Source organism: Nisaea denitrificans DSM 18348, from assembly GCF_000426505.1.
GTDB classification, from domain to species: Bacteria; Pseudomonadota; Alphaproteobacteria; order Thalassobaculales; family Thalassobaculaceae; genus Nisaea; species Nisaea denitrificans.
The window spans coordinates 472761-485265 of record NZ_AUFM01000015.1; the positions used below are offsets into that span (position 1 = coordinate 472761).

Below are 12505 nucleotides of genomic sequence, written 5' to 3' on the forward strand. Positions count from 1 at the left end.
ATCAATTTGCCCCTTCGGTTGCCGTATTCTGGAACAGTCCGACGCGGATATCCTTCGCCTCGAAGACCGTGACGCCATCGCAATCCACGCGGCCGTCGGCAATCCCCATGTAAAGCTTGCGCATGATCACGCGCTTGAGGTCCAGCGTGTAGGTCAGCATTTTCGCGGACGGCAGTACCTGGCCGGAAAACTTCACCTCGCCGACGGAGATCGCGCGGCCGGAACCGGGTCCGCCCATCCAGCCGAGCGTGAAGCCGAGCAGCTGCCAGAGAGCATCCATGCCGAGGCAGCCCGGCATCACCGGGTCGCCGACGAAATGACAATCGAAGAACCAGAGGTCCGGCTTGATATCGAACTCTGCCGTCACCACGCCCTTGTCATAGGCGCCGCCGTTGGTCGAGAGGTTGGTGATACGGTCGAACATCAGCATCGGCGGCATTGGAAGCTGCGCATTCCCGGGGCCGAAAAGCTCTCCCTTGGCGCATTTGATCAGGTCTTCGTAACCGAAGCTGTTCTTTTCCTTGAAGTCCAACAATGCCGTTCCTTCCCGTACGCCAGCGCTTATCGTCAGGCGAGACCGTGTTCGGTCCCATAATAGACTGCATCCACGCGACCGCGCCATCTCTCACATTTCATGCACCGCCTACCCTAAATATAGTGGGGAGCGCAAGCAATCACGTGGCATATGATGCCCGGTGACTTGACATATTGGACGGTTTAACGCTCTGTCTTAGGATTGAGGCGCCCGAGTGGCGAGACCCCGAGAGACCGAATGGGATACCGGGAATGAGTAGTGCTGAGACCCATAGCGAAACGCAGAGCCTGTCCGGGCGCCTGACGAAGGCTGGATTGCGACCGACGCGTCAGCGTCTTGCCCTTGCGGATCTGCTGTATGCCGCGGGCGATCGTCACGTAACGGCGGAGCAGCTTCATAAGGAAGCTGGCGAAGCCGGGATCACGGTTTCGCTCGCTACGGTTTACAACACGTTGCATCAGTTCACCGGGTCCGGCCTGCTGCGGGAAGTCGTGGTGGAGTCCGGTCGTTCCTATTTCGATACGAACACCACGGATCATCATCATTTCTTCGTCGAAGATGAGCTGCGGCTGACCGATATCCCGGCCGAGAGGGTGGGCTTCGTCACGCTTCCGGACGCTCCGGAAGGTACGGAAATCGAACGGGTGGACCTGATCATCCGTCTGAAGGCAAAAGAGATTTAAGGCCGATCAAAATCTCGTGTTTCTCTAGCGATCCCCGATTTTCTAGCCCGCCACGTTTTTAACGCAGCGACTCATCAACCCGAATGCCCCAGATCGCCGATCTGTGTACCCAGCCGCTAAGGCCGGATACCTCTATCTCGCACCACTCCCGCGCGCAGCTTTCCAGCCAGGCAATCACGCCGGGCTCCAGATGAGCCACGGCCGGTGCGCTGTCCGCCTGCTCGCGGCGAAGGGTCCGGTTGCGGCCGATCACCAGTACGGAGCGGCGGCCGGACAGCATGCTCTGATGCACCCAGCCCTCGGTGCCTTCAAAATCCCGGACTTTCCGCCAGTTCTCGAATTCGGAAACGATCTCGACCGGCATGTTCTCCCGCACAAAGACCCAGTCCACCGGGTACCGCACCCCGGGGCCGGTCCGGACATTGACCTCTTCGGCCTGTAGCGTGACATAGCGGGGAATCGGCAGGCCGGTCACGCTGCCCACGGTCTCCGCCCTGGCAGCCATATTCGGGCCACCCAGAAGTGAGGTCGGCACGATCAACAGGGCGATGATCAGCGAGAGCGGTTTCAGAAACATGATGCGTATCCCGGAATGACAGATCATCCTACCATTGCAATTGGGGTGGAGTAAGAGGGGCGGCGCTATATAGCCGAGATACTTGTCACTTTGTGGACAATTCACCAGACGCCTGATATTTCCCGGAAGAACAGGGTTTCGGGGCGAAGGATAAATCCCATGACAACCAGCAAGCCGCTTGTCATCGTCACGCGGAAGCTACCGGATCCGGTGGAAACCCGGATGATGGAGCTATTTGATACGCGGCTGAACATGTCGGATGAGCCGTTCTCGCGGGAACAGCTGAAAGCCGCCATGGCGGAAGCAGACATTCTGATCCCGACCGTAACCGATAAACTCGACGCGAAATTGATCCAGGAAGCGGGGCCGAACCTGAAGCTGATCGCTTCTTTCGGCACAGGTGTCGACCATATCGATGTGCCCGCGGCCAAGAAGAAGGGCATCATCGTCACCAACACCCCCGGCGTGCTGACCGAGGATACGGCGGACATGACCATGGCGCTGATCCTTGCGGTGCCGCGCCGTCTGGTCGAGGGCGAGAAGCTGGTGCGTTCCGGAAAATGGGAAGGCTGGGGGCCGACGGTGATGCTCGGTCACCGTATTCACGGCAAGCGCCTCGGCATCATCGGTATGGGCCGGATCGGTCAGGCAGTGGCGAAGCGGGCCCGCGGGTTCGGGCTTTCGATCCATTATCACAACCGTCGGCGTCTGCATCCCGAGGTCGAGCAGGAACTGGAAGCCACATATTGGGACAATTTGGATCAGATGCTGTCCCGCATGGATATCGTCTCGGTCAACTGTCCGCGCACACCTGCGACCTATCACATGCTGAATGCGCGACGGCTCGCGCTGCTGCAGCCCCACGCCTATCTGGTTAATACCTCGCGTGGCGAGGTGGTGGACGAGGAGGCGCTGGTTCAGGCGTTGTCGAACCGGGATTTCGCGGGTGCGGGTCTCGATGTTTTCGAGCACGAGCCGCAAGTCGACCCGAAGTTGCTGAAGCTTTCCAACGTTGTACTGCTGCCGCATATGGGTTCGGCGACGATCGAGGGGCGGATCGATATGGGGGAAAAGGTGATCGTGAACGTAAAGACGTTCGTCGACGGTCACAGGCCGCCGGACAGGGTGCTAGAGCTCGAGTTCTGAGTGCTTCAGCCTACTGGAATTAATGACCGAAAAAGGCACTGGCGTCGCCGGAGCCGGCCATTACGCTGACCAGAATCAGGGTAAGCACCAACGTAATTCCGAGAAGTGGTAAGCTCCAGGACCCACTGGCCTGGAGATCGGCTTCGCTAGGTACAACACCATTGCCGCCGATCCGTCTCTTCGATTTGTGCCCGTTCATGGTTCTTACTCTCCCGGATCGACCTGGATTTCGCCCTATTGCGGAATCAGTCGCGTCCTGATCATTCTCACTCGCTAAGATGAAGATATGGTAACCGAGCGGATTATTTCCAATCCGTTATCGATCATCGACGTGGCATATGACACATGCCGATCAGGACCGAATTAGGGCAGAGATCAGGCGATTTCGCGGATTGTCGGGTCGGTGCCGCAGAGCGCGCAGCCCGGATCGCGGGCGGCTTTCATCTTGCGGAAGGTCGGGCCCAGCGCATCATAGATCAGCAGATGGCCGGAAAGGCTGCTGCCGAGATCGAGCAATTCCTTGATCACTTCGGTGGCCTGCAGCGTGCCGATGACACCGGCGACCGCCCCCAGAATACCGGCCTCCTCGCAGCGCGGGATCATCCCCGGCGGCGGCTCGGTCGGGAACAGGCAGCGGTAGCAGGGCTCACCCTCATGCCCGGGCACACCGCCGCGGAATGTCGCAAGCTGACCCTCGAAGCGGAGCAGGGAGCCGGAGACCAGTGGCTTGCCGGCAAAATAGGCGGCATCGTTGACGAGATAGCGGGTGGCGAAATTGTCACTGCCATCGGCGATCAGGTCATAGTCGGCGAAAAGGGCCGCCGCGTTTTCGGCGGTCAGCCGCTCCTCGTACTGGTTCACCCGGATACCCGGATTGATCCGGGCGACGGACTCCGCCGCCGACGCCACCTTGGAGATACCGACCGAAGCGGTGCCGTGAGCGATCTGCCGCTGCAGGTTGGTCAGATCGACTTCATCATCATCAATGACGCCGAGAGTGCCGACCCCGGCTGCGGCGAGATAGAGCAGCAGTGGCGAGCCGAGCCCGCCAGCGCCGATCACCAGAACCCGGGCCGAGAGGAGGCGCTCCTGCCCCTCCTCGCCGACCTCGTCCAGGATCAGATGGCGGGCATATCGATGGAACTGTTCGTCGTTCAGTTCCATGCCGCTTATTCCCCGAGGCCCTCGAACAGGGCGGTCGAGAGATAGCGCTCGGCGAAGCTCGGGATGATGACGACGATCCGCTTGCCTTCCATTTCCGGGCGCTTGCCGATCTCGAAAGCAGCAGCAAGGGCGGCGCCGGAGGAGATGCCGGCCGGCAAGCCTTCGATGCGGGCTGCCTCGCGACTGGTCTCGATAGCGGTCTCGTTGCTGACCTTGACGATCTCGTCATAGATCTTCGTGTCGAGAATGTCCGGCACGAAACCGGCGCCAATCCCCTGGATCTTGTGCGGTGCCGGGCTGCCGCCGGAGAGCACCGGGCTGGCTTCTGGCTCGACGGCCACGACATGGAGTTTCGGGTTGCGCTGCTTCAGCACGCCGCCGGCGCCCGTGATGGTGCCGCCCGTGCCGATACCGGAGACAAAGGCGTCGATATCGCCGCCGGTATCCGCCCAGATTTCCTCCGCAGTGGTACGGACATGGATCTCCGGGTTCGCCGGGTTGGCGAATTGCTGCGGCATGAAGGAGCCCGGCGTTTTGGCGACCAGCTCCTCGGCCTTCGCGATTGCGCCTTTCATGCCGAGCGGTGCCTCGGTCAGCACAATCTCGGCCCCGAGGAACGCCAGCATCTTGCGGCGCTCGATCGACATGGATTCCGGCATGGTCAGGACCAGCTTGTAGCCCTTGGCAGCCGCGACGAAGGCAAGGCCGATGCCGGTATTGCCGCTGGTAGGCTCAATGATTGTGGCGCCCGGCTTGAGCTCTCCGGAGGCTTCGGCCGCTTCGATCATCGCCTTGCCGATCCGGTCCTTTACCGAGGCCAGCGGATTGAAGAACTCAAGCTTCGCAAGGATGTCCGCCTTGACGCCCTTGGCTGCTGCCAGTTTCGAGACGCGGACGAGGGGTGTCCCGCCGATCGTATCAAGGATGCTGTCGTAGATTTTTCCGCGGAATTCGGTTGCGCTCATCTGGTGTTCCTCCCTCGGGGATTTCCTGTCCTGCTCAAGCTGGTCAATCCCGCCCGGCTCTTAAACGGCCGATACGGAACAAGTGTGTGTATGTTCGCGCGCCAGCGCCCAGTCAGCTGCGCTACCCGGTCCCGGTGGAGCCGAAACCGCCGCTGCCGCGTGTCGTTTCGTCCAGCTCCTCAACCTCGGCCCAGCGGGCCTGGATCACTGGTGCGACCAGCATCTGCGCAATGCGCATGCCGCGGGTCACGGTGAAGGACTCTTGGCCGTGATTGATCAGGATAACGCCGATCTCGCCACGATAATCCGCATCGATGGTGCCGGGCGTGTTCACCTGTGTCACGCCATTGCGCAGGGCGAGGCCGGAGCGTGGCCGCACCTGTGCCTCGAAGCCCGGCGGCAGGGCGATGGAAAGGCCGGTCGGAATCAGTGTGCGCTCGCCCGGCGCAAGAACGACATCCTCGGAAATCGCGGCCATCAGATCCATGCCGGCGCTGTCGGGCGTCTGGTATTCCGGCAGCGGAAGATCGGCGCCGTGCGGCAGGCGGCGGACGCGAACGTCGATGGTGGCGGAAGTCATGCCGTGAAATGCTCCGTGATGCGGGCGGCGAGTTTTGCAGCCACCTCGTGCTTGGTCAGGGTGGGCCAGTCCTCGGCACCGTCCCCGGTGATCAGGTGAATGGTGTTGGCGTCCCCGCCGAAAGTCCCCGTCGCCGGGCTGACATCGTTGGCCAGAATCCAGTCGCAGCCCTTGCGGGCGCGCTTCTCGGTCGCGTGCGGGACGACGTTTTCCGTTTCGGCAGCGAAACCAATAACCAGCGCCGGCCGTTTGCCGTCGAGCCCGGAAACCGTCTTCAGGATGTCCGGGTTCTCTGTCATGGAGAGCGCCGGGATATCCCCGCTGCCATCCTTCTTCAGTTTCTGCGTCGCTTCCTCGGCCACCCGCCAGTCGGCGACGGCGGCGGCGAAGATGGCAATATCGGCAGGCAGGGCGGCTTCGACCCCGGCCAGCATCTGTCGGGCGGTCTCGATATGCCGGACGGTGACGCCTGCCGGATCGGGCTCCCGCGTCGGGCCGGTGACCAGCGTCACCTCGGCGCCCGCTGCCGCGAGTGCCGCTGCGATGGCGTGACCCTGCTTACCGGACGACCGGTTGGCGATATAGCGCACAGGATCTATCGGCTCATATGTCGGCCCGCTGGTAACCACGGCGCGTTTTCCCGCGAGCGGCTTCGCTGCCGGATCAAGCTGGGCCGCGACGGCCTCGGCAATCGCCGCCGGTTCCGCCATGCGCCCCGGCCCGAACTCGCCGCAGGCCATGTCACCCTCGTCCGGCCCGATGAAAGAAATGCCGCGCTCCGTCAGGACTTTCACGTTCTCCTGCGTCGCCGCATGGGTCCACATCCGGACATTCATCGCCGGTGCGGCCAGTACTGGCGTGTCGGTCGCCAGCAGCAATGTGGAGGCAAGATCGCCCGCCAGCCCGGCTCGCATCTTCGCCAACAGATCGGCGGTGGCAGGCGCGACGACGATCAGATCGGCGGAACGGGAAAGTTGGATATGCCCCATCTCCGCCTCGTCGGTGAGGGAGAAGAGATCGGTATAGACCTTGTCTTCGGTCAGCGCCGAGAGACTAAGCGGCGTGACGAATTCCTCGCCCGCTTTCGTCAGCACCGCGCGCACGGCAATGCCGCGCTTGCGCAGCAGCCGCACCAGCTCCAGTGCCTTGTAAGCAGCGATACCGCCGCCGACGATCAGCAGAACCCGTTTGCCGGAGGACATGTCCCGGACCTTTCAGATGTCTCAGACGAGGCGGACTCTAGGGCCGGTGCGGTCGGGAGGCAAGGAGGGGGCACTATCATCCCGGAGATGGCGGAACCGCTGCAATGGCTTCGGGAGACTCTGCGTGAGGGTTGTTTCCTCGGCGCGGCTGAAAAACCGGCCTGTTCCTCTCATATTTGAGGATACAAACACGAAAAATTTTCGTATTATTTGTAGCGCGGGCCAACCGAATGCCGACAATCAGGATATTCACGAATTGCAGGATAGTGATGTATTTCGACGACCATCTCCCGCCACATTTCCATGTGATCACGACCGATCATCGCGAAGCGCTGGTCGCGCTTGAGGATAATAGGATTCTCGCGGGGCTTCCAGCACGGGAGATTCGTGAGGCACTTGATTGGGCCGCGGAGCACCGTGCGTTGCTCGTGGCGAAGTGGGCGGAGTTGAACTAATGGAGTTATTTCGAATCCAGGATGCCTGCTTTCGCACGGAAGGGCATTCAGCAGTGGCCGAGCTGGTTTTCCACACTGGAGAAAAGCTCGAAATAGATTTTGCCGAGCGGGCCAGGAACCGGCCGAAGCTGAAGCCACTTCTCGATCCGAAGGTTTTCGAGGCGGGCAAGATTGTCGATGGCGGTATTGCCGTGGAATGGCCGTGCGGCATCGAAATAGATGCCACGTCCTTACACAGGACAGCCCTTGCCATGTTTTTTCGTGCCTGGCGCAAGGGGCACGGCATGTCTCAGGCCGTGGCCGCCTCGGCGCTTGGGCTGACCAGCCGGACGGTTCAGAACTATGAAGCGGGGGAACAGGATATTCCGCGCACCGTGATGCTGGCCATGCGCGGTTTCGATGCGTCGCCCGATCTGCGGGACGGCGTTGCCGCGCTGACTTGAACGCGGGTCTATCCTGCCTTCCAGAGTGTCGAGCCGGTTGTTGGCAGCACTGGCGACAGTCAGGACCTTCAGACGTGGAATAGTGTCCGGGCTCAGTACTGCACCGGCTGCGCAGGGGGCTGGTTTTTCAGCCGAAGAGCAGCGCGACAACAGCGATTGCGAGCGCCAGCCAGACCGGCCAGAAGGAGCGGCGGCGCTTCGCGCTCTCCTCGGCGAAGCGGGCAACGGTATCGGGATGGAGCTTCACACCGCCTTCGGTCAGCGAGCCCATTACCCGGTCGGCGGTCTCGACCATCTGCGGCAGGCGCTCGGCGATGGCGATGGCGTGGGAGGTGGCTTCCCTGATCCGGGCCTGGGGACCGCGATGCTCCAGCATCCAGTCCTCGATCATCGGCCGGGGCAGCTCCCACATATTGACTTCGGGGTTGAGCGTCCGGCCGACGCCTTCCGCCACCACCATGGTTTTCTGCAACAGCAGGAGCTGGGGCTGGGTTTCCATCTCGAATTGCTCGGTGATGCGGAACAATTGCGCCAGCAGGCGGGCGACGGAAATCTCGTGCAGCGGGCGGCCGAGCAGCGGCTCGCCGATGGAGCGGCAGGCCTGGGTGAAGGCGTCGATGCTTTTGTGTGCGGGCACGTAACCGGCCCGGAAATGCACCTCGGCGACCTTGCGGTAATCGCCGGTAATAAAGCCGGTCAGCATGTCGGCGAGGAAATAGCGGGTCTTCTGGTCCAGCCGGCCCATGATGCCGAAATCGACCGGCACAACGCGGCCCTCGGCGTCCACGAAGGCATTGCCCGGATGCATGTCGGCATGGAAGAAGCCGTCCCGGAACACCTGATTGAAGAAGGCGGTTGCGGCCCGGCGCAGGATTTCCGTCGGCTCCTGACCGTGTTCGATCAGCGTTTCCAGATCGTCGATACGTGTGCCGTGTACCCGTTCCACGGTCATCACACGGGCGGTGGTCCGGCTCCAGTTGACCTGTGGTACCCGGAAACCCGGATCGTCAGCGAAATTCTCGGCGAGTTCGGATGCGGCGGCGGCCTCCATGCGGAGGTCCATTTCCATGACGACGGTTTCGGCGAAAAGATCGATCACCTCGACCGGCTTCAGGCGGCGGATCCAGGGCCAGTGCTCTTCCAGCAGCTCGGCGATCCAGTGAAACAGATCAAGGTCGCGGGCGAACCGTTTCTCGATATCGGGTCGGAGGATCTTGACCGCGACCTCCTCGCCGTCGGTGGTGACGGCGAAATGCACCTGGGCGATGGAGGCGGCGGCGACCGGTTTTTCGTCGAAGCTGCTGAACACCTCGTTGATGGGACGGCCGAGTTCTTCCTCAAGTGTCTGTTTGGCGACGGAGACCGGGAAGGGTTTCAGGCGGTCCTGCAGCTGGGAAAGGTCGTGCGCCTGCTCCTCGCCGATCAGATCGGACCGGGTGGCAAGAGACTGGCCGAACTTGATGAAGCTGGGGCCGAGGGCGCTGAGCGCTGCCGCGAGGCGCTCGCCGGGGCGCAGCCGGTCATAGCGCCGGTCCCGGAACAGCAGCACGAAGCGCGCGGCAAAGGCGAGCGCCGGTGCTTGCGGAATGTTGGCGAGCGGCGCCAGGGCCCCGTACCGGGAGAGAATCCAGGCGGAGCGGCAAAGACGGACGAGGTTACGAAGAGCGCGCCACATATCGGATCAGATCTTCCAGGCGGAATGGATGGCCGCGATACCGCCGGAGAGGTTGCGGTACCGGATGCGTCCGAAGCCGGCGGCCTTGATCCGGTCGACGAAGCGCTCCTGATCGGGGAATTTCCGGATGCTTTCGGCAAGGTAGAGATAGGCGTCGCGGTCGTCGGCGACACGGGCGCCGATTTCCGGCAGCACCTTGAAGGAATAGAAATCATAGACCGGGTCGAGCGCCGGCAGGGCGAGGCGGCTGAACTCGAGGCAGAGGAAGCGCCCGCCCGGCTTCAGCACGCGCCGCGCGTCGCGCAGGGCGGCGTCGATATCGGTCACGTTCCGCAGGCCGAAGGCGATCGTATAGAGATCGACCGAATTGCTCTCGATCGGCAGCATCTCGGCATTGCCGACGGTCCAGGTCAGATCCCCGATGCCGTTTTCGGCGGCACGCTCGCGGCCGACGGTGAGCATCGCCTCGTTGATATCGCAGACAATGACCGGCCCGCCGCCGCGTTCCCGGTAGCGGAAGGCGATGTCGCCGGTACCGCCAGCCACGTCCAGCAGGGTGAGGTCCGGGCGCGGTGCCACCCAGTCCATCAGTGCGGCCTTCCAGAGCCGGTGGATGCCGAGGCTCATCAGGTCGTTCATCAGGTCGTAGCGTCCGGCGACGGAGTCGAAAACCTCGCGGACAAGCCCGGCTTTCTCGCCGACAGGCACATCCTTGAAGCCGAAATGGGTGGTGGCGTTCTCAGTCATCGCGCAAATCCCGCTGCCGGTCAGGGGCGTTCCCAAGAATCGCCCCACCCGTGATCTAGCCCAGAGTGAGCGGCAATCCAACAGGAGAAGCAATGGTCTTCCGGTCATGCTTGCCCATGTCTGCCTGCTCCCGTACAGAGGAACAGACGCGGAAGCGAAGGGGTGCGACGTGCCTGAATTGCCCGAGGTTGAAACCGTAATGCGCGGCCTGCAGCCCTTTATGGAGGGCAAGCGGCTGGTGCGTGTGGAGCAGCGGCGGCCGGATCTGCGCTGGCCGTTTCCAGACGATTTCGTTGCCCGGCTCGAAGGCCAGCGGGTCGCAAGCATGTCGCGGCGGGCAAAATACATGCTCGTCCAAATGGAAGACGGCACGGTGCTGATCTGGCATCTCGGCATGTCCGGCCGGGTGACCATCGACGAGACCCGCCCGCCTGAGCTGGACCGGCACGATCATGTCGTCTTCACCACAGAGGATGGCACCGTGATCCGGTTCAACGACCAGCGCCGGTTCGGTTCCATGGATCTCGCGGCGGAGGCCGAGCTACTGGCCCACAAGCATTTTGCCGGGATGGGGCCGGAGCCGCTTTCCAATGCCTTTAACGGTCCGGCGCTGGCCGCCGCCCTGAAAGGCAAGCAGACGCCGATCAAGGCGGCCCTGCTGGATCAGAAGGTCGTCGCGGGGCTCGGCAATATCTATGTTTCCGAGGCACTGTTCCGCTCCGGCATCTCCCCCTTGCGCAAGGCCGCCAACGTGCAGGGCGCGCGGGCCGAGCGGCTGGCGGGGGACATCCGGGAAGTGCTGCAGGCCGCGATCCGGGCCGGTGGCTCCACGCTCCGTGATCATGCCCGGCCGGACGGGGAGCTCGGCTACTTCCAGCATGAATTCGCCGTCTATGACCGAGAGGGCACGGCATGCCCGGTGGAGCCCGGTCACGGGCCGATCCGCCGCATTGTCCAGTCCGGCCGGTCCACTTTCTATTGTCCACGCTGCCAGCGGTGAGGTAGAAGCTGCCATCATGTCTATCCGGCAAAACAACAAGCGCGGGTCCGCACTCCGGGCGCTTCGGCTCCTCGTCAGAGTGTTCGTCTTCGTCCTGCTGCTGGCTTCTGCCCGGACGGGATGGACGGCGGACGGCTTTGTTGAAGGCTTTGCCGATTTGCCCCTGATGCCGGGTCTCGAACAGATTCCCGATGCCTCGCTGGCATTCGATGCAGCCAGCGGGCGGATCGTGGTTGCCTTTGCCCGCGGACCGCTGCCGGTCGCTGGCATTCAGACTTTCTATGCGGAAACCCTCGGTCAGCTCGGCTGGACGAGGGCGGGCGAGAATACCTACCAGCGCGAGGGGGAGAGCCTGACGCTGGACTTCACGCCGGACGGTGCTGATACGCTTGTCCGGTATTCCTTATTGCCCAGATGACCCGCGGGCCTGTCCCGCTGGCGCGCAACGGATGAATGGGAGCGATCCGATGCCATACGAGAACATACTGGTTGAGAAGAAGGGGGCCGTCGGCCTCATCACCCTGAACCGGCCAAAGGCGCTGAATGCCCTGTCCAGTCCGCTGATGGCGGAGCTGAGCAAGGCGCTCGCCGGTTTTGAGGCGGATGACGAGGTCGGCTGCATGGTGCTGACTGGCAGCGAAAAGGCTTTCGCCGCCGGCGCCGACATCAAGGAGATGCAGAGCAAGAGCTTCACAGACGTGTTCAGCCAGGATTTCATCACCAGCGGCTGGGAAGACCTGACCGATTGCCGCAAGCCGGTGATCGCTGCGGTTTCCGGCTACGCGCTCGGAGGCGGCTGCGAGGTGGCGATGATGTGCGATTTCATCCTGGCTGCGGACACGGCGAAGTTCGGCCAGCCGGAAATCACCATCGGAACGATCCCGGGGGCCGGTGGCACGCAGCGTCTGACCCGTTTCGTCGGCAAGTCCAAGGCCATGGAAATGTGCCTGACCGGCCGCATGATGGACGCAGAGGAAGCGGAGCGGGCGGGACTTGTGAGCCGCGTCGTTCCGGCTGCCGATCTGCTGGACGAAGCCCTCAAGGTGGCGGGCAAGATTGCCTCTCTCTCCCGTCCGTCGGTGTTTATGGCGAAAGAGGCGGTCAACCGATCCTACGAGACCACACTGGCTGAAGGTGTAAACTTCGAACGGCGGCTGTTCCATGCCACCTTCGCGACCGAAGACCAGAAAGAAGGGATGTCGGCATTTGCGGAAAAGCGGCAGCCCAGTTTCAAGAACCGCTGATTCTCAAATCAGTCGGATTTACGCGGTTGACGCGACGGGAGACTCTCGTCTATAAGCCGCCCTCTTGAATTTCCGCGCATCGAGCTGGG

Annotated in this window: 15 protein-coding genes; 7 read left to right on the forward strand and 8 right to left on the reverse strand. The window is 62.5% G+C overall.

Annotation, left to right across the window (positions count from 1 at the left end; all coding sequences use genetic code 11):
* Position 1: 1 nt before the first annotated feature.
* A complete protein-coding gene (gene fabA / locus K328_RS0112675) occupies positions 2-532 on the reverse strand; it encodes a 3-hydroxyacyl-[acyl-carrier-protein] dehydratase FabA (RefSeq protein ID WP_036554007.1) in 531 nt (176 codons plus the stop codon).
* 254 nt (positions 533-786) lie between these two features.
* Between fabA and irrA the strand changes: the two genes are divergently transcribed.
* A complete protein-coding gene (gene irrA, locus K328_RS0112680) occupies positions 787-1218 on the forward strand; it encodes an iron response transcriptional regulator IrrA (RefSeq protein WP_028466291.1) in 432 nt (143 codons plus the stop codon).
* A 58-nt stretch (positions 1219-1276) separates the two neighbouring features.
* Here the strand turns inward: irrA and K328_RS0112685 are convergent, their stop codons facing one another.
* Entirely contained in the window at positions 1277-1795 is a 519-nt protein-coding gene (locus K328_RS0112685; protein WP_028466292.1) for an SH3 domain-containing protein, read from the reverse strand.
* A gap of 159 nt (positions 1796-1954) precedes the next feature.
* Here K328_RS0112685 and K328_RS0112690 point away from each other — a divergent pair, with 159 nt between their 5' ends.
* Positions 1955-2941 (forward strand): 2-hydroxyacid dehydrogenase, encoded by a 987-nt coding sequence (locus K328_RS0112690; RefSeq protein ID WP_028466293.1) that lies wholly within the window; start codon positions 1955-1957, stop codon positions 2939-2941.
* Between the two features lie 375 nt (positions 2942-3316).
* On the opposite strand, the gene K328_RS0112700 is transcribed toward K328_RS0112690, so the two are convergent.
* The 4 genes from K328_RS0112700 to coaBC form a co-directional block, all read right to left on the reverse strand.
* Positions 3317-4105, reverse strand: coding sequence for a HesA/MoeB/ThiF family protein (locus K328_RS0112700; protein ID WP_028466295.1), 789 nt, complete (start codon positions 4103-4105; stop codon positions 3317-3319).
* A gap of 5 nt (positions 4106-4110) precedes the next feature.
* Complete coding sequence (gene cysK, locus K328_RS0112705; protein ID WP_028466296.1) at positions 4111-5070, reverse strand: cysteine synthase A; 960 nt, start codon at positions 5068-5070, stop codon at positions 4111-4113.
* Between the two features lie 121 nt (positions 5071-5191).
* On the reverse strand, positions 5192-5650 hold the full coding sequence (gene dut / locus K328_RS0112710) for a dUTP diphosphatase (RefSeq protein ID WP_028466297.1): 459 nt from the start codon (positions 5648-5650) through the stop codon (positions 5192-5194).
* Entirely contained in the window at positions 5647-6852 is a 1206-nt protein-coding gene (coaBC, locus tag K328_RS0112715) for a bifunctional phosphopantothenoylcysteine decarboxylase/phosphopantothenate--cysteine ligase CoaBC (RefSeq protein ID WP_028466298.1), read from the reverse strand. The genes dut and coaBC overlap by 4 nt, the downstream gene beginning before the upstream one ends.
* A 269-nt stretch (positions 6853-7121) precedes the next feature.
* On the opposite strand from coaBC, the gene K328_RS0112720 reads away from it, so the two are divergent.
* Positions 7122-7307, forward strand: a complete 186-nt coding sequence (locus K328_RS0112720; protein ID WP_051284882.1) for a DUF4160 domain-containing protein — start codon at positions 7122-7124, stop codon at positions 7305-7307.
* Positions 7307-7750: a helix-turn-helix domain-containing protein gene (locus K328_RS0112725; RefSeq protein ID WP_028466300.1), complete on the forward strand. Its 444-nt coding sequence runs from the start codon at positions 7307-7309 to the stop codon at positions 7748-7750. Before K328_RS0112720 ends, K328_RS0112725 begins: the two co-directional genes overlap by 1 nt.
* A gap of 127 nt (positions 7751-7877) precedes the next feature.
* Here K328_RS0112725 and ubiB read toward each other — a convergent pair whose 3' ends face one another.
* Both ubiB and ubiE read right to left on the reverse strand, forming a co-directional pair.
* On the reverse strand, positions 7878-9425 hold the full coding sequence (gene ubiB, locus K328_RS0112730; protein ID WP_028466301.1) for a 2-polyprenylphenol 6-hydroxylase: 1548 nt from the start codon (positions 9423-9425) through the stop codon (positions 7878-7880).
* Between the two features lie 6 nt (positions 9426-9431).
* Positions 9432-10172, reverse strand: a complete 741-nt coding sequence (gene ubiE / locus K328_RS0112735; RefSeq protein WP_028466302.1) for a bifunctional demethylmenaquinone methyltransferase/2-methoxy-6-polyprenyl-1,4-benzoquinol methylase UbiE — start codon at positions 10170-10172, stop codon at positions 9432-9434.
* 169 nt (positions 10173-10341) lie between these two features.
* Here ubiE and mutM point away from each other — a divergent pair, with 169 nt between their 5' ends.
* Genes mutM through K328_RS0112750 form a run of 3 tightly spaced genes read left to right on the forward strand, consistent with a single transcriptional unit; the run spans position 10342 to position 12416 of the window.
* Positions 10342-11172: a bifunctional DNA-formamidopyrimidine glycosylase/DNA-(apurinic or apyrimidinic site) lyase gene (gene mutM / locus K328_RS0112740; protein ID WP_028466303.1), complete on the forward strand. Its 831-nt coding sequence runs from the start codon at positions 10342-10344 to the stop codon at positions 11170-11172.
* Positions 11173-11188: 16 nt separating this feature from the next.
* Entirely contained in the window at positions 11189-11590 is a 402-nt protein-coding gene (locus K328_RS0112745; RefSeq protein ID WP_036554011.1) for a hypothetical protein, read from the forward strand.
* Positions 11591-11639: 49 nt separating this feature from the next.
* Complete coding sequence (locus K328_RS0112750; protein ID WP_028466305.1) at positions 11640-12416, forward strand: enoyl-CoA hydratase; 777 nt, start codon at positions 11640-11642, stop codon at positions 12414-12416.
* Positions 12417-12505: the final 89 nt, after the last annotated feature.

Coding starts and splice junctions, on each gene's coding strand:
- irrA (WP_028466291.1), top strand. CDS start 787: ATGAGTAGTGCTGAGACCCATAGCGAAACGCAGAGCCTGTCCGGGCGC.
- K328_RS0112685 (WP_028466292.1), bottom strand. CDS start 1,795: ATGTTTCTGAAACCGCTCTCGCTGATCATCGCCCTGTTGATCGTGCCG.
- K328_RS0112690 (WP_028466293.1), top strand. CDS start 1,955: ATGACAACCAGCAAGCCGCTTGTCATCGTCACGCGGAAGCTACCGGAT.
- K328_RS0112700 (WP_028466295.1), bottom strand. CDS start 4,105: ATGGAACTGAACGACGAACAGTTCCATCGATATGCCCGCCATCTGATC.
- cysK (WP_028466296.1), bottom strand. CDS start 5,070: ATGAGCGCAACCGAATTCCGCGGAAAAATCTACGACAGCATCCTTGAT.
- dut (WP_028466297.1), bottom strand. CDS start 5,650: ATGACTTCCGCCACCATCGACGTTCGCGTCCGCCGCCTGCCGCACGGC.
- coaBC (WP_028466298.1), bottom strand. CDS start 6,852: ATGTCCTCCGGCAAACGGGTTCTGCTGATCGTCGGCGGCGGTATCGCT.
- K328_RS0112720 (WP_051284882.1), top strand. CDS start 7,122: ATGTATTTCGACGACCATCTCCCGCCACATTTCCATGTGATCACGACC.
- K328_RS0112725 (WP_028466300.1), top strand. CDS start 7,307: ATGGAGTTATTTCGAATCCAGGATGCCTGCTTTCGCACGGAAGGGCAT.
- ubiB (WP_028466301.1), bottom strand. CDS start 9,425: ATGTGGCGCGCTCTTCGTAACCTCGTCCGTCTTTGCCGCTCCGCCTGG.
- ubiE (WP_028466302.1), bottom strand. CDS start 10,172: ATGACTGAGAACGCCACCACCCATTTCGGCTTCAAGGATGTGCCTGTC.
- K328_RS0112745 (WP_036554011.1), top strand. CDS start 11,189: ATGTCTATCCGGCAAAACAACAAGCGCGGGTCCGCACTCCGGGCGCTT.
- K328_RS0112750 (WP_028466305.1), top strand. CDS start 11,640: ATGCCATACGAGAACATACTGGTTGAGAAGAAGGGGGCCGTCGGCCTC.